Raw genomic sequence first — 23,480 nt, 5'->3', positions numbered from 1 at the left:
CCCATGCAGACCGTCACCGCGCAAAATGGCATCGCCACCGCCCCACACCACCTCGCCGCGCAGGCGGGCCGCGACGTGCTCGCCGAGGGGGGAACGGCGGTGGAGGCCTGCGTCGCCATCGCCGCAACGCTGAGCGCGGTCTATCCGCACATGACCGGGATCGGCGGGGATGGCTTCTGGCTGATCCGCGAGCCCGACGGGCGGCTCCACGCGATCCACGGCGTGGGCGCGGCGGCGGCCAGCGCGGACCTGTCCCTCTACGCAGGGCTTGATGCAGTGCCCCAGCGCGGACCTCTGGCGGCGAACACGGTGGCGGGCACGGTCTCGGCCTGGGAGGCGGCGCTGGCCGACCCGGCCTGCATCTTGCCGCTCGATCGTCTGCTGCGCGATGCCATCGTCCATGCCGAAACCGGCGTTGCGGTGACCGCAGGCGGGGCAGGGATTGCGCAGACCAAGGGCGAGGAACTGCGTAGCCAGCCCGGGGCCTATGCCGACATCTTCGAGCCCGAAGGCCGCCCGCTCGCCGAGGGCGACGTGCTGCGCCAGCCTGCGCTCGCCGAAACGCTGCGCACGCTCGCGCGCGAGGGATTGGCGAGTTTCTACACAGGTTCGCTGGCCACGCGCCTGGCTGAGGACCTCACGGCGCTGGGCAGTCCGGTCTCGGCGGGCGATCTGGCCGCACATGCGGTGAGCCGCCCCGCGCCTCTCTCGGTGCCGATCACGGGCGCGCGCCTCTTCAACACTGCGCCCCCCACGCAAGGGTTCGCCTCGCTCCTGATCCTCGCGCTGTTCGACCGCCTGCAGGCCGACGCGCCGGACGGCTTTGATCACGTCCACAGCCTTGTCGAGGCGACCAAGCAGGCCTTTCTGCTGCGCGATGCACACGTGGGCGATCTGACCTTCACCGATTTCGATTTTCAGGGCCTGCTCGCCGATCCCCAGGCGCTCGACGCCCTGGCTGCGCGCATCGACCCCGCAAGAGCGCTGCCCTGGCCGCAGCCCCCGCAGTGGGGCGACACCTGCTGGTTCGCTGCCGCCGATGGGGAGGGCCGGGTGGTCTCGTGCATCCAGTCGACCTACTTCGAGTTCGGCTCGGGGCTGGTCCTGCCGCAGACCGGGATCACCTGGCAGAACCGGGGCTCGTCCTTCCGTCTCGCCGAAGAGGGCTGGAATGCGCTGAAACCGGGGCGCAAGCCCTTCCACACCCTCAATCCCGCCATGGCGCTCTTCGACGATGGCCGGATCGTGGCCTACGGCACGATGGGCGGTGAGGGGCAGCCCCAGACGCAGGCCGCGCTCTTTACCCGCTATGCGCGCTACGGCGTGGACCTGCAGGAGGCGATTTCGGCGCCGCGCTGGCTGCTCGGGCGCACCTGGGGCGATGTCACGACCTCGCTCAAGCTGGAGGACGGCTTCGATCCTGCGCTCTACACAGCGCTCGAAGCGGCGGGGCACGATGTCGAGCGGGTCGGCCCGCCCAGCGCCATGATGGGGCACGCCGGGGCCCTGGTGCGCCTGCCCGATGGCGGCTTTGAAGGCGCGAGCGATCCGCGCAGCGACGGGGCAGCGCTGGGATGGTGAGTGCTCTGCAAACTCCTGGTGGCGCCCGAGCTGTCGCGCGCTGCGACGCGCTGCGCGAAGTGCCCTATTCCGACATGGAAGGGGGGCTCTATCGCGGTTACCTGACGCCAGCCTATGCCGAGGCGCAGGAGGCGCTGACCGGCTGGATGGAAGAGGCCGGGATGCAGGTGCGCCGCGATGCCGCCGCAAACCTCATCGGCCGCTACGAGGCGAGCCGCCCCGATGCGCCCGCGCTTATGATCGCCAGCCACCTTGATTCGGTGCGCGATGGCGGGGCCTACGATGGACCGCTGGGCATCATGCTCGGGATCGAGTGCGTGGCCGCGCTCCATGCAAAGGGGCGCCGCTTTCCTTTCGCGATAGAGGTCTATGCTTTTGGCGATGAGGAAGGTTCGCGCTTTCCCGCCGCGATGCTGACCAGCCGTGCGGTGGCCGGAACGCTGGAGCGCGGCGCGCTCGACATCGCCGATGGGGACGGGGTGACGCTGGCCGAGGCCGGAGTAGATCCGGGGGCCTACCTCACCGCCCGGCGCGCGCGGGGCGAAATCTTTGCGTATCTGGAAGCCCATATCGAACAGGGCCCGGTGCTTGAAGCCAATGGCCTTGCGGTGGGGACGGTCACCGGCATTGCTGCGCAGCTGCGCTACGCGATCACCCTCAAGGGCCTTGCCGGACACGCAGGGACGAGCGCAATGCCGCTGCGCCGCGATCCGCTGCCGGGCGCTGCGCAAATGGTGCTTGCCGCCGAGGAACTGGCCGCGGCCGACATGTCCGATGCCGTCGCCACCGTTGGCCGGATCGAGGCGCTGCCCGGAGCGCCCAATGTCATTCCCGGCGAAGTGCGCTTCACTCTCGATGTGCGCGCGGGCGATATACGCCGCCGCAACCGCGTGGCCGAGGCAATCCTGGCGCGCTGCCAGGCGATCGCCGCGGCGCGGGCGCTCGACCTGGACGTCACGTGCATCCACGACCTTCCGCCCAGCCCTTGTGACGAAGGGCTGATGGAGCTGCTCGACGCCGCGCACGAAAGCGCAGGCCAGCGGGTCTTCCGCCTCGTTTCGGGGGCAGGCCACGATGCCATGAACATGGGCGCGCTATGCCCCACCGCCATGCTGTTCCTGCGCTGCAGGGGCGGTATCAGTCACAACCCGGCCGAACATGTGGAACCTGCGGACGCGGAAATCGCGCTCGCCGTCATGCTCGGTTTCCTCGACCGCCTCGGAGAGCGCCACCATGCCCGTTGAACTCGATCCCCTTCTCTTCGGGGAGATCGATCCGCCCCAGCGCCTGCTCATGGGGCCTGGCCCCGTCAATGCCCACCCGCGCGTGCTGCGCGCGATGTCGGCCGATCTTCTGGGCCAGTTCGACCCCGAGATGACCGGCTACATGGAGCAGGTCATGGCGCTCTACCGCCCGATCTTCGGCACGAAGAACCGCTGGACGATGCTGGTCGATGGCACCGCGCGTGCCGGGATCGAGGCCGCCCTCGTCAGCCTTGTTGCGCCGGGCGAGACCGTACTTGTCGTCAATTTCGGCCGCTTCGGCCTGCTCCTGACCGAAATCCTCACCCGCATCGGCGCGCGGATCGAGACGGTCGAGGCGCCCTGGGGCGAAGTCGTCCCGCTCGGCGCTATCGAGGAGGCGATTGCACGCACCTCGCCAAGACTTGTGGCGACGATCCATGGCGATACCTCGACGACGATGGCGCAGCCGCTTGAGGGTTTCGGCGCGCTGTGCCGTGCAGCGGGCGCGCTTTCCTACGTGGATGCGACCGCGACCATCGGCGGCATGGAACTGGCCGCCGACCGCTGGGATGTCGATGTCGTGACGGGCGGCCTGCAGAAGTGCCTGGGAGGGCCTTCGGGCTCGGCCCCGATCACCATCTCGGACGGGGCGGCCGAGCACATCTTCGCGCGCCGCCACACCGAGGCGGGCATCCGCATGAAGGGGCTGGAGGACGGGCAGGGGCCGCGCATCGCTTCCAACTACTTCGACCTCGCCATGATCATGGATTACTGGTCGGAAAAGCGCCTCAACCACCACACCGAGGCGACCTCGATGCTCTACGCGGCGCGCGAATGCGCCCGCGTGGCGCTGGGCGAGGGGCTGGCCGCGCGCTATGATCGTCATACTCGCTCGGGCCGCGCGATGGCGGCGGGTCTGCGCGCGATGGGCCTCACCGTCTTTGGCGACAATGCGCATCGCATGACCAATGTCACGGGCGTCCACATCCCGGACAGCGTCGATGGCGAGGCGGTGCGCGCGATGATGCGCGACACCTTCGAGATCGAGATCGGCACGGCCTTCGGCCCCTTGCAGGGGCGGATCTGGCGGCTGGGCGCGATGGGCTACAACGCGATGAAGCACAAGGTGCTGATCACGCTCGGCGCGCTGGAAGCGAGCCTGCGCGCCCATGGTTTCGTGCTCCCGCTGGGCGAGGCGGTGCCTGCCGCGATCGAGGCATGGGACAGTGCCGGAGTGGGAGAAACCGCATGAACATGACGCCGCGCGATCTGGTCGGCTATGGCGCGAGCCCGCCCAAGGCGCACTGGCCGGGCGGCAAGCGCGTCGCCCTCCAGTTCGTCATCAACTACGAGGAAGGTGCGGAGAACAGCGTTCTCAACGGCGACAAGGGCTCCGAAGCCTTCCTCTCCGAGATGGTCGGGGCGGCCAGCCACCCGGACCGCGCGATGGCGATGGAAAGCCTCTACGAATACGGCAGCCGGGCCGGGTTCTGGCGGCTTCACCGCATGTTTGCATCGCGCGGCCTTCCAGTGACGGTGTTTGGCGTCGCCAAGGCGCTCGAAGCCAACCCCGAGGCCGTTGCCGCGATGCGGGCGGCCGACTGGGAGATTGCCAGCCACGGCCTGCGCTGGATCGACTATCAGAATGTTCCCGAAGAGGTCGAACGCGCGCACATCGCCGAGGCCATCGCGCTGCATGAAGAGGTCACGGGTACCCGGCCGCTCGGCTGGTATCAGGGGCGGACTTCGCCCAACACCGCGCGCCTCGTGGCCGAGGAAGGCGGTTTCGTGTACGATGCCGACAGCTACGCCGATGACGTGCCCTACTGGGACGATAAGTATGGCCGCGTGCAGCTGGTCGTGCCCTACACGCTCGACGTCAACGACATGAAGATCGTCGCCTACAACGGCTTTACCGAAGGCGAACAGTTCTTCCGCCATATGCGCGACACCTATGACCAGTTGGTCGAGGAGGGCGGGCGGATGATGTCGGTGGGCCTGCATGCCCGCATCGCCGGAAAGCCGGGCCGCGCGCGCTGGGTCGGTCGGTTCCTCGACCATGTTGCGCAAAGCGGCGAGGCCTGGATCGCGCGCCGCATCGATATTGCCCGCCACTGGCAGACCACGCACCCTTACGCCGGAGATAAGGCATGAAGATCAACGATCCCGTTCTCCTCGCCGAAGTCACCGCTGCGTTCCACGAATACGAACGCGCGCTGATGGAGGACGACATCGCGGCGATGGATGCGCTCTTCCACGAGGCGGATACCACCAACCGTTACGGCGTGGGCGAAGTGCTTTACGGCATCGAGGAAATCCGCGCATTTCGAAAGGGGCGGGGGGGCTCCCCCCAGCGCACGCTCGGCAAGGTCTCGATCGTGACCTACGGCGATGCCTTCGCGACCGCGGATGCCGAGTTCTTCCGTGAGGGATCGGAGCGGCGCGGGCGCCAGACGCAAAGCTGGGTCAAATTCGGGGAAGGCGATTTCGGCGGCTGGAAGGTCGTCTCCGCCCATGTCAGCCTGGAGGGAAGCACGCACTGATGGCCGCGCTCTTCGAACACAGCCCCTGGGTCGAGGCGCGCGCCGATGCTGCGCCTACGCGCGGGGACCGTCACGCCGATCTCATGGCCGTGGTTCACGCCGCGAGCCGCGAGGAGCAACTCGCGCTCATCCGCGCGCATCCCGAACTTGCCGGCAAGGCGGCCATCGACCGGACCTTGACGCAGGCGAGCGCGTCGGAACAGGCGAGCGCCGGGCTCGACCGCCTTTCGCCTGCCGAATACGAGGAGTTCCATGCGCTCAACGCGGCCTACCGCGAACGATTCGACTTCCCCTTCATCATCTGCGTGCGCCTGACCGACAAGGCCGGAATCCTTGCCGCCATGCGCGCGCGCCTCGCCAACGACCGCGAGACCGAGATCGCCACTGCCCTTGCGCAGATCGGTGAGATCGTCCGCCTGCGCCTGGAAGACCTCGCATGACCGAACAGATGGGCCTGCGCGCGCTGGAACAGCGCCTTGAACGCGAGCTGGAGCTTGTCGCCTTCAACCGCCCGCAATGGGTGCGCCCGCGCACGTTTGCGGGCGAAGACGTGCTCGATGTTGCCGTTATCGGCGGCGGGCAGTGCGGGCTTGCCACGGCCTTTGGCCTGAGGCGCGAAGGCGTGACCAACGTCATGATCTTCGATGAAGGCCCGGCAGGCTTCGAGGGGCCGTGGGAGACCTATGCGCGCATGGTCACGCTGCGCACGCCCAAGACGCTCACCCCGCTCGATTTCGGTGTGCCTTCGCTCACCTACCAGGCCTGGTGGGAGGCGCAGCATGGCGCCGCGGGCTGGGCCGCGCTCGACAAGATCGCGCGGGGCGACTGGATGGAGTACCTGCGTTGGTACCGCCATGTTCTCGACCTTCCCGTCGTCAACGAGGCGAAGCTGGTGCGCATCGAGCCGCTGCCCGATGAGGCGCTCCACCGCCTGCACTTTGCCGACGGGACCATGGAACTCGCGCGCAAGGTGGTCCTTGCCACTGGCATTCAGGGCGGGGGAGAATGGCACACGCCGGCCATGGTGCGTGACAACCTGCCCAAGGCGCTCTGGGCGCACACCAGCGAACCCATCGACTTTGCCGCGCTTCATGGCAAGCGCATCGGCATCCTGGGGGGCGGTGCCTCGGCCTTCGACAATGCGCACTTTGCACTTTCGCAAGGCGTGGAAGCGGCCGAAGTCTTCATCCGCCGCAGCCAGCTTCCACGGGTCAATCCGATCCGGTTCATGGAGAAGGTGGGTTTTGCTGCGCGCTACCCGGCGCTCGACGATGCGACGAAGTACGCCGCGATGGACTGCTTCCTGGGGCACAACCAGCCCCCGACGAATGATACGTTCGCGCGCGCCGCGTCCTGGCCCGGTTTCCATCTCCACACCGGTGCGCCCTGGCTGGACGTTGCCGAACACAACGGACTGGTGCGCGTGACCACGCCGCATGGCCATCACGAGTTCGACTTCGTGGTGATCTCGACCGGGCTCATCAGTGACCCCGCGCTTCGCCCGGAACTTGCCGAGGTCGCCGATCTCATCGCGCGTTGGGGCGAGGTCGTAACGCCCAAAGGGCGCCGCAACGCGCTCATCGATGCTCATCCCTACCTGGGTGACGGCTTCGAGTTCTGCCCGCGCAAAGGCGTTGACGGCGCGCCGCTTCATGGCCTCTTCGCCTTCAACTATTCCGCGCTGATCAGCCTGGGCCTCTCGGCCTCGGCGCTCTCGGGCCTGCACCTTGCTCTGCCGCGCTTGCTGCGCAGCATTGCCGACCAGCTCTTCCTCGATGACAAGGATGTCCTGGTCGAGGAATTTCTCGCCTACGACGATCCTGAATTCGTCGGTGAATGGCCCCTTCCCGAAGCCGGAGACGCGGCATGAACACGCTCTCGACCCATGTTCTCGACACCGCCCACGGCACTCCCGCCAGCGGCGTCGGCCTCGAATTGATCGCCGAAGGCGGCTCCGTCCTGTTCGCAGGCACGACCAACGCGGACGGCCGCTGCCCGGACCTGCCGCAGGTGCCCTCGGGCGGATACCACCTGCGCTTCGCCGTTGCCGACTATTTCCGGGGCAAGGGCGTACATTTGCCCGAACCGCCGTTCCTCGATGTCGTCCAGATCGACTTCGGCATCGCCGAGACAGGCGCGCACTACCACGTGCCGTTGCTCGTCTCGCCTTACGGCTACTCGACCTACCGGGGCAGCTGATATGGCGATTTCGTTTCTTCTCGATGGCGCGCGGATTGATCTTGATACGTGCGATCCGACGGGGTCGGTCCTCGATTTCCTGCGCTCGCAGCTTCGCCGTACCGGCACCAAGGAAGGCTGCGCGGAAGGCGACTGCGGGGCCTGTACAGTGCTGGTCGGGACGCTGGAGGCGGGGGGCAGGGTGCAGTGGCGCGCGCTCAATTCCTGCATCCAGTTCCTCCCCATGCTGCACGGCAAGGCGCTGATGACGGTGGAGAGCCTGGCGCGCGAGGGCGTTCCCAATCCGCTGCAGGCCTGCATGGCGGGCAATGGTTCCTCGCAGTGTGGCTTCTGCACCCCGGGCTTCGTCATGTCGCTCCATGGCCGCGCCATTGGCGCCACCGGCTGCGATCTTCCGGTCGAGGACGTGATCGCGGGCAACTTGTGCCGCTGCACCGGGTATGGCCCGATCCTGGAGGCGGCGCAGGAAGTGCCGGTTCTCGCACAGGACGATGCCGCCGTGATCGCACAGCTTGCCGAGATTGCAGGGCTACCGGCATCTGGGGAATGGCAGGGGCGGCCCTGGTTCGCCCCGGGCAGCGCGGATGAGTTGACCGGGCTCCTGCGTGAGCATCCTGATGCCACGCTGGTGGCCGGGGCGACCGACGTGGGCCTCTGGATTACCAAGGGTCTGAAGGTCCTCGACACCGTGATCTTCATCGGGGACATTGCCGAGCTGGCCACAATCGAAGCGAGCGATGAGGCGTTGTTCCTTGGCGCCAATGTCCGTCACGCCGATGCGCATGCGGCCCTGGCGCAGCTACATCCCGACCTTGGCGAGTTGTGGCGTCGCTTCGCCGCGCTCCAGGTTCGCAACGCGGGCACCATTGGAGGCAACATCGCCAACGGCTCGCCCATCGGCGATGGGCCGCCTGCGCTGATTGCGCTTGGCGCGCAGGTTATGCTGCGCAGCATGGAGGGTACGCGCACGCTTCCTCTCGAAGACTTCTTCCTCGACTACGGCAAGCAGGATCTGCGCGACGGTGAGTTCGTGGCCGGGGTGCGCATCCCGCGCCCGGAGAGCGGTAGCGTGATCCATATCTCCAAGCTTTCGCGCCGCTTCGACAGCGACATTTCCGCCGTGTGCGGGGCTTTCGCCCTGACCCTGGAGAAGGGTGAGGTGGCTTCTGCCCGTGTGGCTTTTGGCGGGATGGCGGCGACCCCGCGCCGCGCGGCGGCGTGCGAGGCCGCGCTGGTCGGCGCGCCTTTCACGCTGGAAACGATGGAGCGTGCAGCCGAGGCTCTGCGCGAGGATTTCACGCCGCTCGACGACGTACGTGGCTCGTCCGCCTACCGCCTCGAAGCGGCGGGTAATCTGCTGCGTCGTCTCTGGCTGCGCGAGCAAGGCGGGGCGGTTTCGGTGCTGGACATGGAGGCGCTCGATGGCTGAGCGCGATCCCGAACCGGGCGCGCTCGTCCTGGCCAAGCCCTCGCACCCGCATGAGAGCGCACACCTGCACGTGACGGGCGCAGCGCGCTATACCGATGACCTCACCGAGCCCGGTGATATGCTGCATTTGTGCTTTGGCCAAAGCAGCGAGGCGCACGCGCGTATCGTGTCGATGGACCTCGAAGCGGTACGTCAGGCCCCCGGTGTCCACAGTGTCTACACCGCCGCCGATATTCCCGCCGCCAACGATGTCGCGCCTGTCGCGCATGACGATCCGCTGCTGGCCGAGGACGAAGTGGTAAGCCACGGTCAGGCGCTGTTCCTCGTCGCGGCCACAAGCCGCGATGCTGCCCGGCGCGCGGCACGTCTTGCCAAAGTCGAATACGAACCGCTCGACGCCGCGATCACGCCTGCACAGGCGCGCGCGGCAAACAGCCTGATCGAGCCGACCCAGCGCATGGCGCGCGGCGATGCCGGGGCCGCTTTGGCCTCTGCCCCGCACCGCGCCAAGGGCGCCTTCGAGATGGGCGGGCAGGACCACTTCTATCTCGAAGGCCAGATCGCGGTGGCGACGCCGGGCGAGGACGGCGCCGTCCACATCGTCAGCTCTACCCAGCATCCCAGCGAAGTGCAGCATCTGGTCGCGCACATGCTTGGCCTCACTTCGGCCGATGTGACGGTGGAAGTGCGGCGCATGGGCGGGGCCTTTGGCGGCAAGGAAACGCAGGCTGCGCTTTTTGCCGCGGCGGCCGCGCTCGTTGCCGCGCGGACCGGGCGTCCCGCCAAGCTGCGCTGCGATCGTGACGACGACATGGTGATGACCGGCAAGCGCCACCCCTTCGAAGTCGCCTACGAGGTCGGCTACGATGAAGAGGGCCATCTCCTGGCTCTGTCGCTGTTTCTGTCGAGCCCATGTGGGGCAAGCGTCGACCTTTCCCCCGCGATCAACGACCGCGCGATGTTCCACGCGGACAACTGCTACTACCTGCCAGACGTGGAGATCGTCTCGGAACGGCTCAAGACCAACACGGTCTCGGCCACCGCCTTCCGGGGGTTCGGTGGTCCGCAAGGGATGCTCGCGATCGAGCGTATCCTCGACGATGTTGCCGCGCGCCTGGGCCGTGATCCGCTCGAAGTTCGTCTTGCCAATCTCTACACGGCCGGGCGCAGCGAGACGCCCTATGGCATGGAGATCAAGGACAATATTGCGCCCGAGATGATCGCGCGCCTGCGCGAGAGAGCGCGCTACGATGCGCGTTCCAAGGCCATTGACACTTTCAACGCGCAAAGCCCCATTCTCAAGCGCGGCCTTGCGCTAACGCCGGTCAAGTTCGGGATCAGCTTCACGACGACCCACCTCAACCAGGCGGGCGCGCTCGTCCATGTCTATGCCGACGGTTCGATCCAGGTGAACCACGGCGGAACCGAGATGGGACAGGGGGTCTACGTCAAGGTGGCGCAGGTTGTCGCGGATGTCTTCGGCGTACCGCTCGGCACCATTCGCTGCACCGCGACCCGTACCGACAAAGTGCCCAACACGTCCGCGACGGCGGCGAGTTCGGGCGCGGACCTCAACGGCATGGCCGCTTTCAACGCGGCCGCCTCGATCAAGGCGCGCCTCGTCGATTTCCTGTCGCGGACGTACTCCTGCGCGCCCGAGGATGTGACCTTCGGCCCGGAGGGTGTGCAGGCAGGTGCAGCCCGGCTCACCTTTGGCGAAGTGGCGCGGCGCGCGCAGATTGGCCGCGTGTCGCTCAGCTCCACCGGCTTCTACGCGACGCCCGACATCGCCTACGACCGCGCCGCCCACAAGGGCCGTCCGTTCTACTACTTTTCGTATGGCGCCGCGGTGAGCGAGGTGGCGGTGGACACGCTGACCGGCGAGCACAAGGTACTGGCCGTCGACATCCTCCACGACGTGGGCGCCTCGCTTAATCCGGCCATCGACAAGGGCCAGATCGAGGGCGGTTTCGTACAGGGGCAAGGCTGGCTCACGACCGAAGAGCTGGTCTGGGACGCGAAGGGGCGCCTGCTCACCCATAGCCCGGCGACTTACAAGATCCCGACCGCCTCGGACCGCCCGAAACGCCTTACCATCGAACTGTGGGACGGGCAGAACGTGGAGCCCACGATCAACCGTTCCAAGGCCGTGGGAGAGCCACCGTTCATGCTTGCGATCTCGGTCTTTTCCGCGCTCAACCGCGCGATCGGGGCCTGCGTGCCCGAGGCGCGGTGCCTGCCTCCACTTGATGCGCCGGCAACGCCCGAAAAGGTGCTTGCCGCGATTGCGGGGCATCGCAAGGAAGGCACGGCGGCATGACGCAGTGGATTGGTTGGCTGCGGCGGCTTGAGCTTGCACCCTGCGCCATGGTCTCGGTGCTCGCGACCGAGGGCTCGGCGCCGCGCGGCGGCGGCACGCGTATGCTGGTGACCGCGAGGGACCAGCAGGGCACGATTGGCGGCGGTCAGCTGGAATACCGCGCGGTTGAACAGGCGCGTGCGATCCTTGACCGACCGGTCGGCACCTGGCGCGTGCAGGACTATCCGCTTGGGCCTCTGTTGGGGCAATGCTGCGGGGGGCGTGTGCGCCTCCTCATCGAGCATCTCGATTCCGCAGGGCTCGACTGGCTGCACGAAGCCGAGCCCGGACGCATGCTGGAGACCCGCTTTGAGGACGGCGCGGTGCTGCGCCGCATCCATGACCGCGAGACGACAACGCGCCAGTCCGCGCGCGGTGACAAGCCGGGGGTGGGCACGCGGATCATCGAGCCGGTGGGGGAGCGTCCGCGCCCGGTCTACCTTTTCGGAGCGGGCCATGTCGGGCAGGCCATCGCGCGGCATGCAACAGGCCTGCCGCTCCAGCTGGCCTGGTTCGACACCCGCCCGGAGCTGGCCGATCTCGACGGGGTGACCATCGTCGATGTCGAGGATATCGCGACCTGTATCGAGGAAGCGCCGCCCGAGGCCGCCATCGCGATCCTGACGCACGACCATCCGCTCGACTACCACCTGACCCTGACCGCGCTGCGGCGCGATCCGGTCGCTTTCGTGGGCCTGATCGGCTCGTCCACCAAGATCGCCCGCTTCCGCTCGCGCCTCAAGGCCGATGGCATCGCCGACGAGGCACTCGCGCGCCTGACCACGCCCATCGGGGTGCCGGGGGTGAAAGGCAAGGAGCCCGACGTGATCGCGATTTCGGTGCTGGCCCAACTCCTTCAGTTGAGGGGCCAGTAATGGGACTTCGCGCATTTCGGGGGGAGCTGCTTTCGCTGTCCTGTGATCCGCGCGATGCGGGGCCGGAAGGCGAGGGGGCGGTGCGCCACGAGGAGGATGGCCTGCTCGTGGTCGAGGACGGGATCGTCGTGGCGCGTGGCCGCCATGCCGATCTGGCTGGGCGTTTTGCCCAGGTTCCGACCGAGAGGGTGGCGGGGCTGATCGTGCCGGGGTTCATCGATGCCCATGTCCACTATCCGCAGATGGACAGCATGGCTGCGCACGGCGAGCAGCTTCTCGACTGGCTGGAACGGCACATCTTCCCGGCCGAGATGGCCTTTGCGAAGCGCGCCCATGCCGACGCTCTGGCACAGGCGTTCCTGACCGAAATGCTGCGCAACGGCACGACGAGCGCGCTGGTCTTCGCAACGGTCCACGAGCATTCGGTCGATGCGCTGTTCGAGGCGGCGCTGGCGCGGCGTATGCGGGTGATCTCGGGCAAGGTGCTGATGGACGAGGGGCCCGAGGGCCTGCGCGACAGTGTCGCCTCGGGCCGGGCGGAGAGTGAGGCGCTGCTGCGGCGCTGGCGCGGACGCGGGCGGCTGGGCTATGCGTTGACGCCGCGTTTCGCGCTGACCTCCAGTGATGCGCAGCTCGCCGATGCGGGCGCCTTCCTGGCCGACCATCCCGAAGTCCTGCTGCACACGCACCTCGCTGAGAACGTCCACGAGTGCGCGGCCGTCGCGGCGCGCTTTCCCGATGCGGCGGACTATCTCGATGTCTATGACCGCTTCGGCCTCGTCGGGCCGCGTTCGGTCTTCGCGCATGGCATTCACCTGCCCGACCGGGCCTGCGCGCGTCTGCATGAAAGCGGGGCGGGCATCGCGGTCTGTCCCAGCTCCAACCTGTTCCTGGGCTCGGGCCATTTCGACTTCGGGCAGGCGGACCGTTTTGGTGTGAAGCTGGGGCTGGGCAGTGACGTCGGGGCGGGCACGACCTTCTCGTTGCTGCACACGGCGGGCCTTGCCTACCAGGCGGCGCTGGCGCGCGAGGACCGGCTCTCTCCTTTCCGTGCGCTGTACCTGGCAACGCTGGGAAGTGCGCAGCTCCTGGGCATTGCCGACAAGGTCGGTGCACTCGAGGTCGGGCAGGAGGCGGACTTCGTGGTGCTCGATCCCGCCGCGACCCCGCTCCTTGCACGCCGTACACAGGCAGCACCTCTTGCGCAGCGGCTGTTTGCGCTTCAGGTTCTGGGCGATGACCGGGCCGTGGCCCGCACCTATGTTCTGGGCGAGTGCGCCTGGGAAAGGACAGCATGATGACCGATCTCGACACGTTTATTGCCGGGCTTCCCAAGGCCGAACTGCACTTGCACATCGAGGGCAGTCTCGAGCCGGAGCTGATGTTCGAGCTGGCCCGCCGCAACCAGGTCGAGATCCCCTATGCGAGCGTGGAGGAGGTGCGCGCGGCCTATGCCTTCACGAGGCTCCAGGACTTTCTCGACATCTACTACGCCGGCGCCAACGTGCTGCGCACGCGGCGTGATTTCCACGACATGGCGATGGCCTACTTCGACCGGGCGGCCGAGGACGGAGTGGTCCATGCCGAGCTGATGTTCGACCCCCAGACCCACACCGATCGCGGCATTCCCTTTGCCGAGGTGATCGAGGGGCTGCTCTCGGCAATGGACGAAGCACGCGCGAAGCACGGCATGACCAGCTGCCTCATCCTCTCCTTCCTGCGGCATCTGAGCGAAGAGGCCGCCTTTGAAACCCTTGCGGCGGCCGAGCGCTGGCTCGACCGGATCGCGGCGGTGGGGCTGGATTCCAGCGAGGTCGGCCATCCCCCGATCAAGTTCGCGCAGGTCTTTGCCGCGGCGCGCGAAAAGGGCCTGAAGCTCACCGCGCACGCGGGCGAGGAGGGGCCTCCGGAGTACGTCTACCAGGCGCTCGACCTGATCGACGTTGACCGCATCGACCACGGCAACCGCGCGCTGGAGGACCCGGCGCTGACCAGGCGGCTGGCGGAGAGCGGCATGACGCTGACGGTCTGTCCGCTGTCAAACCTCAAGCTCTGCGTGATCGATGACATCGTGCAGCACCCCATCGACGCCATGCTCAAGGCGGGCCTGAAGGCGACGCTCAATTCCGATGATCCGGCCTATTTCGGAGGCTATATCGCGGACAATTATCGGGCGGTGGCAGAGGCGCGCGGGCTGGGGCGTGAGGATCTGGTGACGCTGGCGCGCAACAGCTTCACCGGATCGTTTTTGCCTGCCGAGGACATCGCGCGCCATCTGGCTGCGATCGACGCCTTCGTCGCCGAGGTCGCCTGATGCACAGGCGTGCGGGCGCTGCACTGGCGCTGCTTGTGGCCCTGTTCCTTGCGCCGGTGGCGGCCCTCGCGGCGCAAACGCAGGACGGGGTGCCGCGCAAGGTCATCATCGAGGATGAGGGCTTTGCGCTCATGCACCTCATGCTGCTGGAAAGCCGCAAGATCGACGTGGTGGGCATCACCACGGTCTCGGGCGATGTCTGGGCCAACCGGGCGACCGCGCTTGCGCTGCGCGGACTGGAGTTGACGGGCCGTGACGACATCCCTGTCGCGCAAGGGGCGACCTTTCCGCTCCTCAACTCCGAGGCCGCGACTGCGCGCTGGGAGGGGCTCTACGGCAAGCTTGTCTGGAAAGGCGCGTGGATGCGCGAATGGGTGGAGCCCACCGTGCAGTCGACGCCCGAATATCATGGGCCTTTCGATCCAGTGGACCTGCCCGGTGGCAACCCGCACCTGCAGAAGTCGGACGAGATTGCGGCGAATTTCCTGATCCGTATGGTGCACCAGTACCCGGGCGAGATCACCATCGTTGCTTGCGGGCCGCTGACGAACCTCGCGCTCGCCCAGCGGCTCGATCCTGATTTTGCGGGGCTCGTGGGCGAACTCGTCTACATGGGTGGCAGCTTCAATCCCCAACAGGTACTCAAGGACCAGTCCGCCGCCGAGTTCGCGCGTGAGTTCGAGAACACCCCGCGCCGCGAGTTCAACGTGGCCTTCGATCCCGAGGCCGCGAGCATCGTCTCGCGCAGCCCCTGGCGCAAGCTGACGGTGATCCCGGTCGATCCCTCCACCGCCACACAGCGCACGCCTGAGCTTCTGGCGCGGCTGGAGAAGGTCGCGCCCACCAAGGTCGCGGCGTTCATCGCAGGTCTCGAACCGGGCTTCCCGCTCTGGGACGAGATCGCGGCAGGCTATGTGCTGGACCCAGGCATCGTCACCAAGGCGGACCAGCTTTACGTCGACTACGTTACCGACTTCGGGCCCAAGTACGGTGCCACGCTGAGCTGGCACGAGCACTACCAACCTGGGCTCGGTGAGCGCAAGGCGAACGTGGTGCTGGCGATTGACCCGGCGAGGCTGGAGGACCTGATGGTCACCGCCATGCGCGAAGGGGCCCAGCGGCAGGGCAACTGATCGGGTGGACTGGCGCGGTATCCTCGCGTCGAGCGGTTTGCCCCATGTCCTGGCGGCCTATGATGCCCGTGTGGTTGGCACCTTCCCGCTCGGGCTGGACGTTGCGGGCAGCGATGTGGACATCGTTTGCCATGCCCCCGACGGGCACGCCTTTGCGCAGGAGCTATGGGCGCGTTTTGCAGGGTGCGAGGACTTTACCCTGCGGCAGTGGACGCAGGGCGAGCGCGCAGTGATCGCGCAGTTTTCGATTTGCGATCTGCCCCTCGAAGTCTTCGGCGCGCCAGTGCCGGTCGCGATGCAGGCGGGGTGGCACCACTTCGAGGTGGAACGGCGCTTGCTGGCTCTCGGCGGCAGCACTTTTCAGGCTGCCGTGAAGGCGCTTCGTCACACTGGGATCAAGACCGAACCGGCCTTCGCACAGGTTCTGGGACTTGCAGGGGACCCTTACGCGCAGCTGTTCGATCTGGCTTTGGCCCGCGATGCCCAGCTGCGCGGCATTCTCGCGCAGGCGGGCTTCGCCTAGAGCCACATGCGAAACGGGCCGGCGAAAAGTGTCCTTCCGCCAGCCCGCGTTAGCCGTGCCTCAGTTCTCGCCTTCGTGGAGCCAGTGCTCGGTCTTGGGCGGAATGAATTCGATGATCCGGTCGAGCAGGCGCTCAGGGTTGTCGTCGACGAGCAGCATGTCGCGGTGGCGGTCCTGGAGGAAGCCCTCGGAGACGATCTTGTCGACGAACTGGATGAGGCCGTTGTAGAAATCGCCCACGTTGAGCAGGCCCACGGGCTTGGCGTGGTAGCCCAGCTGCGACCAGCACCAGGCCTCGAACATCTCCTCGAAGGTGCCGATGCCGCCCGGAAGCGTGACGAAGCCGTCGGAGAGCTTGGCCATCAGTGCCTTGCGTTCGTGCATGGACTTGACCACGTGGAGCTCGGTGATGCCCTGGTGGTCCTTTTCGCGCGCGCGCAGCGCCTCGGGGATCACGCCGATCACTTCGCCGCCCGCTGCGCAGACCGCGTCCGCGATCACGCCCATCAGACCCACCTCGCCGCCGCCATAGACAAGGCCGATGCCCCGCTTGGCGAGAAGCGTGCCGAACTGCTCGGCCGTCTCGCGGTAGATCGGGTTACGGCCGGGGGAGGAACCGAGGTAGACACAGATGCGCATGAACGGGATCTTCTTTCTGCTATCGCACGGGAGGGGCAGGCGCGAAGGCCTCAGGCAAGTCTTTCAGGTACCGAAAGCGCTTCGGCGGTAATGGTTTCCCGGGTCGAGACCGATTCCCAGGGGAAGACGAACCAGCGTTTGTCGTGGCTACGATCGATGGTCTGGGCCCAGTAATCGGTCTTCGCGCGCGAGCTGGTGTTGGTGATGATGACGGCAAAGCGCACGAAGCTTGCGTCCGCGCCCAGTTCGGCAAGGCGCGTACGAAGGAATTCGATGGTGCCGCCGCTGTCGTTGATGTCGTCGATGAACAGCAGCTTCTTGCCTTCGCCACTCATCACCGCGAGCTTGGCAAGCAGTTCGTCGGCAAAGTCGGGCTGCTTGGCCGAGTGGTCGATCGAGAGCATGGGGACGTCGAGCTGGTGCGAGACGTAGCAGCCCGGGACGAGGCCGCCGCGCCCGATGCCGATGACAAAATCGGGCATCCAGTCGCTGTCGGCGATCTTGCGCGAGACGACGCGCACCTTGGCAAGGAAGTCCTCGTAGTATTCGAGGTACTGCAGTTGGGGCTCGGACGTGTCGTCCATGGGGGACTCCTGAGAGGAAAGCTGGGGGAGGGAGAGCCTTCCGAATTACCCAATTCCGGCCCTGCAAACAATATTGGAACGCGCGCTATTCCCCCGCCTCGCGCGCTGTATCCGTCCCGAAATCGGCCAGGGCGCTACGGTGGTCGAGGCGGGTGTAGCCATTGCCGATCTCGCGCAGCACCAGTGCCGCGGCGTAGGACGGTGTGCGCGCCGAGGCGGTGCACAGAGCCAGCGTCATGGGCCGCAGCAGCGGTTCGGCGATGCGGGTGAACTGCAGGCGGCCTTCCTGCACCTCGGTCATCACGTCGAGCGAGGTGAGGATGCCTATGCCTGCGCCCTGGCGCACAAGTGCCGCTATCATCTGGATATTGTCCGAGGTGACGCGCCGCTCGAGGGGGACGCTTGTGGCCGCTTCGAGAAGGGCGACCTGCTGGCCGACGGCAAGCGGTTCACCCGGTGCGATGATGGGTTCGCCCACGCATTGCGAGAAGCGGGCCTGCGCGCGCGCGCCGAAGGGATGGCCGGGAGGCGTGACGAAGCCGAGCACCACTTCCACATAGGCACGCACGTTCAATTCGCGCAGCGACTGGGGATCGAACATGATCCCGCAATCGACTTCGCCCTCGGCGACCGCGCGGCGCACCGAATCGTTGTCGAGCACGCGCAGCGAGATCGTGATGCCGGGATAGTCGCGCTGGATGCGGTGGACGGTCTCTGGGATGTAGCCGCGGGTGAGCGCATCGATCACCGCGATCTCGACGTGACCGCGTTTGAGCCCGCGCAGGTCCTCGATCCGCGCGCGCACCTCGGTCATGCCCTTTTCCCACTGGTGGGCGCTGGCCATCATCAACTCGCCCGCCGCGGTCAGCTTGAGGCCGGTGGGCAGGCGCTCGAACAGCGGCATGCCCAGCTCGGCCTCGACGTTGAGGATCTGGCGGTCAATGGCCGAGGCCGACAGGTTCAGCTCGTCCGCGGCCTTGCGGATCGAGCCGAGGCGGCCCACGGCCATGAAGTAGCGCAGGAAGCGCGAGAATGCCGGCATCGCGTGATGGTGTCCCCGAGGTGCGCGTTTTTGGGCAACGCGTTTCAGGGTAGCATTGCATTTTGCCGGGCCCTGTCAAGGACGCGCGGCGGGGTAGGTCCAGGGTATTGAATCTGCAAACGCAGGAGTTTGCAGGGAAGAAATGGGGTGACGGAAAGAAGATTCCGAGGGCCATCGCCCTCGGGCTCCCCAAACTGTCGAACTCACCTTTGTCGCGCCGCCTGGGCCGAGAAAGGTGAGGTCGCCCATTCCGGGGTCAAGGGGCGATGACCCCTTGAAGATATACTTCTCTCTAAGGCCCTTTCCCCTCAGGCCGCCACCGCGCGGCATTCGAGCCGGTCGGAGATGCGCGTGGCCACCGCGTGAAGACGGTCGGCGTAGCGCGCGATTGCAGTCTGCTCGTTCATCGCGTTGAAGAAGTAGGTCAGTGTGAGTGTCGCTTCCACTTCGCCGTCGGCGACGATCGGCACCGCGATCGAGGCGGTGCGGTTGGCCTCGCGCGAGGTATAGGGAGCCGCGCTGACGCCGCGTGCGCGGATCTTCTCAAGACGGGCGAGGAAGGCCTCGCGCTCGAAGTTGGGATCGAGGCCCCAGCGGTTGCGTTCGGCGCTGTCGAGGATCGCGTGGACGCGCGCGGTCGGCAGGGCCGAGAGATAGGCGCGGCCGGTGGTGCTGCTGAGCAGCGGGATGGTGACGCCCGGATTGCACGGTTCGAAGGTCATCGAGGTCTGGGCGTGGGTCGATTCGCGCACGACCATGCGCTGGCCGACGCGCACCGAGACAAAGACCGGCCAGCCGATGTCGCGGGTGAGCGCGGCGATGGGCTCGCGACTCGCTTCGCTCAAGGGGCCGTCCGAGCGGTAGCCGTGGGCCAGTGATTCGACGAGCGCGGTCGGGCGGTAGGTCTTGGACGTCGGCTCCTGCTCGACCAGTCCCTCATGGACGAGCGTCTGCACGATGCGAAAGACCGTGGGATAGGGCAGATTGCCGATGCGCGCGATGTCCATCAGCGGCAGCGGCCCATGCGAATTGATGACTTGCAGGACCGAGATGGACCGGCAGACGGAGCGAATAGGAACCCCTTCCATTTGTGTACTTCCCCCTGTGTTCGCGCGGTTTCGCGTCGTGGTGGGAGGAAGATCGGCAAATTGCGCTGCGCCGCAGCAGGAAATGCAAAGTGTTTCCACCTAATGGAAACTTTTTAAAAAAATTCGTTCTGTGAGAAGAGCTTCAGGTCGGTGTTAGGGGCAGCTCGGGGGGACGTCGTGTGCGATGCAAGCGGCGGTTTCCTTGAGCGGTTGCACATAGCGCTCCAGCGCGACATCGGATTTCATCGCGGCGGAGAAATAGGTCAGCGTGAGAACCGCGAGGATGCGTTCGCCATCGAGCACCGGCACCGAGATCGAGGAGGTCTTGTTCTCGTCGCCGAACAGCGAGGGGCGCCACGCGTAGCCCTCGCGCCGAATGCGCGCGAGCGCCTCGAACATGGTTTCCTGGCGGTCCGCATCCGCCCCTTCGCCTCCGGTGTGGTAGTCGCTGCCCCAGTTCACCAGGTCGCGGGCATGGTCCTCGGGCAGGTAGGCGAGCCAGGCGAGGCCCGTTGCGCTCCCCTCCATCGGCATGGCCGAACCCGCCTCCCAGTTGTGGAAGGTGAGCGTGGTTTCATGGTGGGTCGAGGCGCGGATGACCATGCGCGAGCCGACCCGCACCGAGAGGAGCAGGGGCCAGCCCACTTCGCGGGTCAGCGCGCTCATGTGCGGCTGCGCGCGGGAGCGCAGGGCGCTGTCGTCGTACCCGCTAGAGAGCGTGTGGACGAGCGCGGTGGCACGGTAGCGCTTGCCGCTGGCGTCGCGTTCGATCAGTCCCTCGTGGACCAGCGTCTGCACGATGCGAAACATCGTGGGGTAGGGCAGGTTCTCGATGCGGACGAGGTCGGTGAGCGAGACTTCGCGCTCGTGATTGATCGTGCGCAGCACCGAGAGCGTGCGGCTGACTGCCCGGATGGGAACCCCGTTGTCCACTGCCTGCGCCTGTCCTTCCGCGTTGCTCGTGCCGGTGCGGCCAGAGAGTGCGGCTCGGTCGGGAGGGCAGCAAGCGGTTCGTTCTGAAGTTGGGCCTACAAGGGCCAAACTTGCGCCTGTTCCTCCGCTACGCGGATAAACAGGGCGGTGTCAGGCGGGGGCTTCGCGCGGCGGCAGGGTGACGAGGGGCATGGCGAGCAGCGTTGCGGCAAGCAGCGCACCGCCCCAGAACAGCGGCGCCGCTTCGCCCTGGATGTCGTAGAGCGGACCTGCCGCCAGTGGCCCCAGAACGCGGCCCAGCGCGTTGGCCGACTGCATGACCCCGAGCCCGGTCCCTTGCGCATGCGCGGGCGAGGCCATCGAGACCAGCCCTGAGATCGCCGGGTTGACGAGGGCGAAGCCGCTGGAGGTGAGGAACAGCCCGATCCCGGCCAGCACGAGGCCATGGGCAAAGCCAAGGACAACCAGCCCGCCCGCGATGATTGCCAGAGAGAGGGCGAGCATGGCGGCCTCGCCCAGATGCTTGGCAACAGGGCCTGTGACGGTGAACTGGGTTACCGTGGTGACAAGGCCCATGGCGCCGAAGAGCAGGCCAATGCCAAGCGGATCGAGGCTGAGCACGTCGTCGGCAAAGAGCGCGAGGATCGCCTCCATCTGGGCAAAGGCGATCGAGACCATGAGCGCAAAGCCAATGGCCGCGGCAAAACCGGGACGGCGCAGCAGCGGGCCCTTGTCGGCCGCGCTGGGCTCACTGGCGGTGGGCGCGGCCTCGGGACGGGTCTCGGGCATCAGCCACCAGGTCAGAAGCGCGGCGACAAGGCCCAGCAGCGCGCCCACCACGCAGACCAGCGCAAAGGCGTTGTCTTCGCCTGTAAAGCTGGCGGTCACGCCGCCGATGGCCGGGCCGAAGATGAAGCCGAGCGAGAAGCCGGCGCTGACGATGCCCATGACGTGGGTGCGATTGTCGCGCGTGGAGAGGTCCGAGGCCACCGCGAAGGTGATCGAGAAGCTTCCCGTGGCAAGGCCGCTGACAAAGCGCGCGGCCAACAGCGTCAGCGGCGAGAGCGCGAAGATGTGAAGGACATAGACGAAGGCACCGACGGCCAGACCACCGATCATCACCGGACGACGCCCCCAGCGGTCCGACCAGCGTCCCCACAGCGGACTGGAGAGGAACTGGCCCAGCGAGAAGGCGGCGACCGCGCCTGCAATCTCGATCCCGCTCGCCCCGATCTGGCGGCTGTAGATGGCAAAGACCGGGAACATCAGCCCGAAGCCTGCCAGCGAGACGAAATTGACAAGGATGATCGCGATCAGCGCGCGGCGCCGAAGCGATTGGGCCGTGGTGTCATCGCGGGCTGCAAGCGGGGCGTCGGACATCGGAAAACAAGGCCTTGGATTGGAGAACCTGACGAGGAACGTCTGGCCTGATTGCCTGTAACGGGGAAGGGGCGGTGGGTGAATGGTCGCAAGCCGGAGTGGAGAAGTGTGAAAAGCAACGATTGCCGAGGGCCATCGCCCTCGGGCTCCCCAACCCGTCGACCTCACCTCCTGCGCGCCGTCGGGGCCGAGGAAGGTGAGGTCGCCCGGTTTGGGGTCAAGGGGTGATGACCCCTTGAATCGATTGCTTCCTACTCGCCCTCTGTTCCGGCCAGCGCGGCAACGATCGTCTCGACGAGGTGCTTGCCGCGCGCGTTAAGCTTTTCCTGCATTTCGGCGCTGGGCTGGAAGGTCTCGATCTGCCCGGCGATGTCGATGCCGTTTTGCGTGAGGAGTTCCTCCATCACCGCGACGCGGTCGGTCAGCACCCAGAGTTCGCGCGTGAGGGCGAGCACCGCGCTGCCCACGCGCCCGACGTCCGCATCGACCAGCGTCGGGCGGTCGGGGTGGTTGTAGGCCTTGGGATTGGCGGGCGTGGCAATCGTGTTCATGGCTGCGGCGTTCATTTCGGTTTGTGTCCCTTCACGACGTGGGGATAGATGCCTTGCGCGCTGACATCGACGAAGCCGGCCGCGCGGGCCACTTCGGCAAGATCGAGGCTGGCGGATTCGCGCCAGTAGGGCTCGCCCCCGAGGCGCGCGTTGCTGTCCGCGCGCCAGACCGAGAGCTTGTCCATGTCGGCGTAGCGGGTGACATCGGACATGATCATGTCGCCGCCGGGCTCCAGCACGCGGAAGGCTTCCGCAAAGACGCGGCGGATCACGTCGGCGGGGATCTCGTGGAGCAGGATGTACGAGGCGACGAGATCGAACGAGGCGTCGGCAAAGCCGGTGTCCTCGGCGGGGCGCTGGTGGAGCTTCCAGGCCCAGCCGTGGGCGTTGCCGATGCGCTGCGCGTGTTCGAGGACCCGCAGCGAAAGGTCGACGCCGGTGATCTCGGCCTCGGGGTAGGTCTCCTGCAGGGCCTGCGTGAAGTGGCCGGTCGACGCGCCCATGTCGAGGATGCGCGTGTAGTCGGTGCGCGGGGCCATCGCGGCGACCGCGCGGCGCTGCTTGAAGATGCCGCCCGGGAAGAAGGCGTTGACGAGCTTGCGGTGGACGATCTCGCCGTGGATATACCCTTGCATCTCGTGGTCTTCCCAGCCGCCTGCGGTGCGGTGGAAGTTGACGCCCTCGAAGTAGGCGGGGGGCTCGGTTCCTTCGGGGGCCGGCTCCAGCGTGGTGGCGCCTTGCGACTGGTAACGCTCGATCACGGGATCGAGGTCTTCGCGCACTTCCTCGAAGGCTTCGCGCGCGATGAGGCCGTGGTTGCGCGCATTCCATTCCCCGATCAGCGCCTGGGTGCGCCAGAGCGGGCTTGCCATCAGGCGCTGCTCGATCTGCTGGCTGCGCTGGTCGATGTCCTGCGGCAGCTTCTCAGGATCGGGCACGACGCGCGCGATGTCCTTCTCGACCTCGCCGCGCAGGCCTTGCGTGCCGCGTCCGAAGTGGAGCAGGAAATCGAGCGAGGCACGCCCGCGCTGGCGGACGGGCGGTTCAAGTGGGTTGGTCATGC

General features: G+C 66.9%; 23 protein-coding genes. 15 read left to right on the top strand and 8 right to left on the bottom strand.

What is annotated here, in order from left to right; all coding sequences use genetic code 11:
• Positions 1-3 precede the first annotated feature (3 nt).
• From LC060_RS09415 to LC060_RS09345, 15 genes are read left to right on the top strand one after another with little or no spacing between them, the layout of a single operon-like run.
• Positions 4-1,581, top strand: a complete 1,578-nt coding sequence (locus LC060_RS09415) for a gamma-glutamyltransferase family protein (protein ID WP_226634872.1) — start codon at positions 4-6, stop codon at positions 1,579-1,581.
• Positions 1,575-2,825: an allantoate amidohydrolase gene (locus LC060_RS09410; RefSeq protein WP_226634870.1), complete on the top strand. Its 1,251-nt coding sequence runs from the start codon at positions 1,575-1,577 to the stop codon at positions 2,823-2,825. Before LC060_RS09415 ends, LC060_RS09410 begins: the two co-directional genes overlap by 7 nt.
• On the top strand, positions 2,815-4,077 hold the full coding sequence (locus LC060_RS09405; protein WP_226634868.1) for a pyridoxal-phosphate-dependent aminotransferase family protein: 1,263 nt from the start codon (positions 2,815-2,817) through the stop codon (positions 4,075-4,077). The genes LC060_RS09410 and LC060_RS09405 overlap by 11 nt, the downstream gene beginning before the upstream one ends.
• Positions 4,074-4,979, top strand: coding sequence for an allantoinase PuuE (puuE, locus tag LC060_RS09400; protein ID WP_413465099.1), 906 nt, complete (start codon positions 4,074-4,076; stop codon positions 4,977-4,979). Before LC060_RS09405 ends, puuE begins: the two co-directional genes overlap by 4 nt.
• Positions 4,976-5,368 (top strand): oxalurate catabolism protein HpxZ, encoded by a 393-nt coding sequence (hpxZ, locus tag LC060_RS09395; protein ID WP_226634866.1) that lies wholly within the window; start codon positions 4,976-4,978, stop codon positions 5,366-5,368. Before puuE ends, hpxZ begins: the two co-directional genes overlap by 4 nt.
• Positions 5,368-5,808 carry a 2-oxo-4-hydroxy-4-carboxy-5-ureidoimidazoline decarboxylase gene (uraD, locus tag LC060_RS09390; protein ID WP_226634864.1) on the top strand — a complete coding sequence of 147 codons (441 nt, stop codon included), beginning with the start codon at positions 5,368-5,370 and terminating at the stop codon, positions 5,806-5,808. Before hpxZ ends, uraD begins: the two co-directional genes overlap by 1 nt.
• On the top strand, positions 5,805-7,238 hold the full coding sequence (locus LC060_RS09385) for an NAD(P)/FAD-dependent oxidoreductase (protein ID WP_319005414.1): 1,434 nt from the start codon (positions 5,805-5,807) through the stop codon (positions 7,236-7,238). The genes uraD and LC060_RS09385 overlap by 4 nt, the downstream gene beginning before the upstream one ends.
• Positions 7,235-7,567, top strand: a complete 333-nt coding sequence (uraH, locus tag LC060_RS09380; protein WP_226634862.1) for a hydroxyisourate hydrolase — start codon at positions 7,235-7,237, stop codon at positions 7,565-7,567. The genes LC060_RS09385 and uraH overlap by 4 nt, the downstream gene beginning before the upstream one ends.
• 1 nt (position 7,568) lies before the next feature.
• On the top strand, positions 7,569-8,996 hold the full coding sequence (gene xdhA, locus LC060_RS09375; RefSeq protein ID WP_226634860.1) for a xanthine dehydrogenase small subunit: 1,428 nt from the start codon (positions 7,569-7,571) through the stop codon (positions 8,994-8,996).
• Positions 8,989-11,316: a xanthine dehydrogenase molybdopterin binding subunit gene (gene xdhB / locus LC060_RS09370; protein WP_226634858.1), complete on the top strand. Its 2,328-nt coding sequence runs from the start codon at positions 8,989-8,991 to the stop codon at positions 11,314-11,316. The genes xdhA and xdhB overlap by 8 nt, the downstream gene beginning before the upstream one ends.
• Complete coding sequence (gene xdhC / locus LC060_RS09365; RefSeq protein WP_226634856.1) at positions 11,313-12,230, top strand: xanthine dehydrogenase accessory protein XdhC; 918 nt, start codon at positions 11,313-11,315, stop codon at positions 12,228-12,230. Before xdhB ends, xdhC begins: the two co-directional genes overlap by 4 nt.
• Positions 12,230-13,528 (top strand): guanine deaminase, encoded by a 1,299-nt coding sequence (guaD, locus tag LC060_RS09360; RefSeq protein ID WP_226634853.1) that lies wholly within the window; start codon positions 12,230-12,232, stop codon positions 13,526-13,528. Before xdhC ends, guaD begins: the two co-directional genes overlap by 1 nt.
• Entirely contained in the window at positions 13,528-14,544 is a 1,017-nt protein-coding gene (locus tag LC060_RS09355; protein ID WP_226634849.1) for an adenosine deaminase, read from the top strand. The genes guaD and LC060_RS09355 overlap by 1 nt, the downstream gene beginning before the upstream one ends.
• Complete coding sequence (locus tag LC060_RS09350; RefSeq protein ID WP_226634847.1) at positions 14,544-15,677, top strand: nucleoside hydrolase; 1,134 nt, start codon at positions 14,544-14,546, stop codon at positions 15,675-15,677. Before LC060_RS09355 ends, LC060_RS09350 begins: the two co-directional genes overlap by 1 nt.
• Before the next feature lie 4 nt (positions 15,678-15,681).
• Positions 15,682-16,200 (top strand): DUF4269 domain-containing protein, encoded by a 519-nt coding sequence (locus LC060_RS09345; protein WP_226634845.1) that lies wholly within the window; start codon positions 15,682-15,684, stop codon positions 16,198-16,200.
• Between the two features lie 60 nt (positions 16,201-16,260).
• Here LC060_RS09345 and LC060_RS09340 read toward each other — a convergent pair whose 3' ends face one another.
• From LC060_RS09340 to LC060_RS09305, 8 genes are all read right to left on the bottom strand, one after another.
• Positions 16,261-16,839 (bottom strand): TIGR00730 family Rossman fold protein, encoded by a 579-nt coding sequence (locus tag LC060_RS09340; RefSeq protein ID WP_226634843.1) that lies wholly within the window; start codon positions 16,837-16,839, stop codon positions 16,261-16,263.
• A 50-nt stretch (positions 16,840-16,889) separates the two neighbouring features.
• Positions 16,890-17,423 (bottom strand): phosphoribosyltransferase, encoded by a 534-nt coding sequence (locus LC060_RS09335; protein WP_226634842.1) that lies wholly within the window; start codon positions 17,421-17,423, stop codon positions 16,890-16,892.
• An 85-nt stretch (positions 17,424-17,508) separates the two neighbouring features.
• Entirely contained in the window at positions 17,509-18,465 is a 957-nt protein-coding gene (locus LC060_RS09330; protein WP_226634840.1) for a LysR family transcriptional regulator, read from the bottom strand.
• 308 nt (positions 18,466-18,773) lie between these two features.
• Positions 18,774-19,553: an IclR family transcriptional regulator gene (locus tag LC060_RS09325; protein WP_226634838.1), complete on the bottom strand. Its 780-nt coding sequence runs from the start codon at positions 19,551-19,553 to the stop codon at positions 18,774-18,776.
• A 153-nt stretch (positions 19,554-19,706) separates the two neighbouring features.
• Positions 19,707-20,486, bottom strand: coding sequence for a helix-turn-helix domain-containing protein (locus LC060_RS09320; protein WP_226634830.1), 780 nt, complete (start codon positions 20,484-20,486; stop codon positions 19,707-19,709).
• A 150-nt stretch (positions 20,487-20,636) separates the two neighbouring features.
• Entirely contained in the window at positions 20,637-21,866 is a 1,230-nt protein-coding gene (locus LC060_RS09315; protein WP_226634828.1) for an MFS transporter, read from the bottom strand.
• A 251-nt stretch (positions 21,867-22,117) separates the two neighbouring features.
• Complete coding sequence (locus tag LC060_RS09310) at positions 22,118-22,417, bottom strand: hypothetical protein (RefSeq protein WP_226634820.1); 300 nt, start codon at positions 22,415-22,417, stop codon at positions 22,118-22,120.
• Positions 22,418-22,428: 11 nt separating this feature from the next.
• Positions 22,429-23,478: a class I SAM-dependent methyltransferase gene (locus LC060_RS09305; RefSeq protein ID WP_226634818.1), complete on the bottom strand. Its 1,050-nt coding sequence runs from the start codon at positions 23,476-23,478 to the stop codon at positions 22,429-22,431.
• Positions 23,479-23,480 lie beyond the last annotated feature (2 nt).

Source organism: Novosphingobium profundi (assembly GCF_020524485.1).
Classification (GTDB): Bacteria; Pseudomonadota; Alphaproteobacteria; order Sphingomonadales; family Sphingomonadaceae; genus Novosphingobium; species Novosphingobium profundi_A.
The sequence above is the reverse complement of the archived record's forward strand: the minus strand, read 5'-3'. Positions and strand labels throughout refer to the sequence as shown.

What these genes read in the sequence shown, in the direction of transcription:
- xdhC (WP_226634856.1), top strand. Translation starts at nt 11,313, where the DNA reads ATGACGCAGTGGATTGGTTGGCTGCGGCGGCTTGAGCTTGCACCCTGC.
- LC060_RS09405 (WP_226634868.1), top strand. Translation starts at nt 2,815, where the DNA reads ATGCCCGTTGAACTCGATCCCCTTCTCTTCGGGGAGATCGATCCGCCC.
- LC060_RS09355 (WP_226634849.1), top strand. Translation starts at nt 13,528, where the DNA reads ATGACCGATCTCGACACGTTTATTGCCGGGCTTCCCAAGGCCGAACTG.
- xdhA (WP_226634860.1), top strand. Translation starts at nt 7,569, where the DNA reads ATGGCGATTTCGTTTCTTCTCGATGGCGCGCGGATTGATCTTGATACG.
- hpxZ (WP_226634866.1), top strand. Translation starts at nt 4,976, where the DNA reads ATGAAGATCAACGATCCCGTTCTCCTCGCCGAAGTCACCGCTGCGTTC.
- LC060_RS09330 (WP_226634840.1), bottom strand. Translation starts at nt 18,465, where the DNA reads ATGCCGGCATTCTCGCGCTTCCTGCGCTACTTCATGGCCGTGGGCCGC.
- puuE (WP_413465099.1), top strand. Translation starts at nt 4,074, where the DNA reads ATGAACATGACGCCGCGCGATCTGGTCGGCTATGGCGCGAGCCCGCCC.
- guaD (WP_226634853.1), top strand. Translation starts at nt 12,230, where the DNA reads ATGGGACTTCGCGCATTTCGGGGGGAGCTGCTTTCGCTGTCCTGTGAT.
- LC060_RS09410 (WP_226634870.1), top strand. Translation starts at nt 1,575, where the DNA reads ATGGTGAGTGCTCTGCAAACTCCTGGTGGCGCCCGAGCTGTCGCGCGC.
- LC060_RS09310 (WP_226634820.1), bottom strand. Translation starts at nt 22,417, where the DNA reads ATGAACACGATTGCCACGCCCGCCAATCCCAAGGCCTACAACCACCCC.
- LC060_RS09385 (WP_319005414.1), top strand. Translation starts at nt 5,805, where the DNA reads ATGACCGAACAGATGGGCCTGCGCGCGCTGGAACAGCGCCTTGAACGC.
- LC060_RS09350 (WP_226634847.1), top strand. Translation starts at nt 14,544, where the DNA reads ATGCACAGGCGTGCGGGCGCTGCACTGGCGCTGCTTGTGGCCCTGTTC.
- LC060_RS09305 (WP_226634818.1), bottom strand. Translation starts at nt 23,478, where the DNA reads ATGACCAACCCACTTGAACCGCCCGTCCGCCAGCGCGGGCGTGCCTCG.
- xdhB (WP_226634858.1), top strand. Translation starts at nt 8,989, where the DNA reads ATGGCTGAGCGCGATCCCGAACCGGGCGCGCTCGTCCTGGCCAAGCCC.
- LC060_RS09335 (WP_226634842.1), bottom strand. Translation starts at nt 17,423, where the DNA reads ATGGACGACACGTCCGAGCCCCAACTGCAGTACCTCGAATACTACGAG.
- uraD (WP_226634864.1), top strand. Translation starts at nt 5,368, where the DNA reads ATGGCCGCGCTCTTCGAACACAGCCCCTGGGTCGAGGCGCGCGCCGAT.
- uraH (WP_226634862.1), top strand. Translation starts at nt 7,235, where the DNA reads ATGAACACGCTCTCGACCCATGTTCTCGACACCGCCCACGGCACTCCC.
- LC060_RS09325 (WP_226634838.1), bottom strand. Translation starts at nt 19,553, where the DNA reads ATGGAAGGGGTTCCTATTCGCTCCGTCTGCCGGTCCATCTCGGTCCTG.
- LC060_RS09315 (WP_226634828.1), bottom strand. Translation starts at nt 21,866, where the DNA reads ATGTCCGACGCCCCGCTTGCAGCCCGCGATGACACCACGGCCCAATCG.
- LC060_RS09340 (WP_226634843.1), bottom strand. Translation starts at nt 16,839, where the DNA reads ATGCGCATCTGTGTCTACCTCGGTTCCTCCCCCGGCCGTAACCCGATC.
- LC060_RS09415 (WP_226634872.1), top strand. Translation starts at nt 4, where the DNA reads ATGCAGACCGTCACCGCGCAAAATGGCATCGCCACCGCCCCACACCAC.